This window comes from Conexibacter stalactiti, assembly GCF_033542075.1.
Taxonomy (GTDB): Bacteria; Actinomycetota; Thermoleophilia; order Solirubrobacterales; family Solirubrobacteraceae; genus Conexibacter; species Conexibacter stalactiti.
This window is the reverse complement of record NZ_JAWSTH010000224.1, coordinates 1-1,412: the sequence shown is the minus strand read 5'-3', so window position 1 is coordinate 1,412 and position 1,412 is coordinate 1. Positions and strand designations below refer to the sequence as shown.

1 protein-coding gene is annotated in these 1,412 nt (G+C 79.5%); it reads right to left on the bottom strand.

Going from position 1 to position 1,412, the window contains the following annotated elements:
- Nucleotides 1–1,412 (bottom strand): sensor histidine kinase (locus R7226_RS31445; RefSeq protein WP_318601514.1); only part of this gene is annotated, 1,412 nt, incomplete at both ends.

The following is a 1,412-nucleotide window of genomic DNA, read 5'->3' as shown; positions in this document are numbered from 1 at the left end:
GGCCGGGGCGGCGTGCCGGCCGGGTGGGCTGCGGCGGCCGGATGGGGATGCGGCAGCCGCGCGCGCACCAGCCAGCCGCCGGCGCCGTCCGGCCCGGCGTCGAGCGTGCCGTCGTAGAGTCGCGCCCGCTCGCGCATCCCGACGAGGCCGAAGCCGCCGGCGCCACGCGTCGCTGCGTCACCCTCGCCGGACGCCGCCGCGAGCACCGGCGAGTTGTCCACCGCATGGGTGGAAAACCGTCCGCTGCTCGCGCGGCGCGCAGCTGAGTGCAGCACGCTGCGCACCTCCAGCTCGACGCCGCCGGGAGCGCACACCACGCGAACACGCACCTCGCGCGCCGCGTCGCCGTGCTTGCGCGCGTTCGTCAGCGCCTCCTGGACGATCCGGTAGGCCGCCGCCGACTGGCCGGGCGGAACCGCGGCGACGGTGCCGCGCAGCTCGCACGCGATCGTCAGCCCGCCGCGCCGCGCACCGTCGAGCAGCCGCGTCAGCTCGGCGAGCGACGGCGCCGGGCTCACGCGCACCGAGTCGCCGCGTTCCGCGCCGTCGCGCGGGCGGCCGCTGCCGTCCGCGGCTTCGTCGCTGAGCGCGGCCAGCAGCTGCTCCAGCTCGCGCAGCGTGCCGCGCGCGGCGGTCTCGACGGCGTCGATCGCGGCGGCCGCGTCGGCGGGGCGCAGCGGCAGCAGGCGCTCGGCGGCAGCCGTCTGCAACGCGATCGAGCCGAGGCCGTGGCCGACGAGGTCGTGCAGCTCGCGCGCGACGCCGAGCCGTTCGGCCGTCAGCGCCAGCGCGACCTGACGTGCCCGGCGCGCCTCCTCGGCCGCCGCGAGCGCGCGCAGCTCGGCCGCCTCCGCGATCCGCCGCCGGACCGCGAATCCGGTGCCCCACGCGGCGGTCGTCATCGTGAGGCCGACGACCGTCGCCGCGAGCGGGTCGAAGGCGCCGGCCCAGCCGAGCATCAGCGCGTTGGCGGCGATCCCGGCCGCGGCCGCGGCGACGCCGCCGAGGAGCGCGAGCGCGGGCCGGCGCACGTAGCCGCCGGCGACGAACGCGGCCAGGCAGGTCGGCAGGTCGAGCCCGATCAGGTCGTCGGTCACCCCGTAGCGGACCAGCACGACCGTCAGCGCGGCGGCGACGCTCGCCAGCGGCCAGCGCCGGTACGGCACGAACGCGAGCGCCAGCGCGACGGCGCCGGCCAGCCGCTCGGCGGTCGTCGCGCTGCCGTAGAAGCCGGCCGGCCGTCCGCTCGCGGCAAGCGCCTCCAGCAGCCCGATCGCGAGCACGAACAGCGGCAGCAGCCCCGCGCGCAGGAGACGAGCGGCGTCGGCGGCCGCACGGTTCGCGCGGGAGGGCGCCGGCGCGACAGCCGCCGTGGCGAGCGCCGGCGCGGCGAGCGGCGGCGCCGCGAGCGC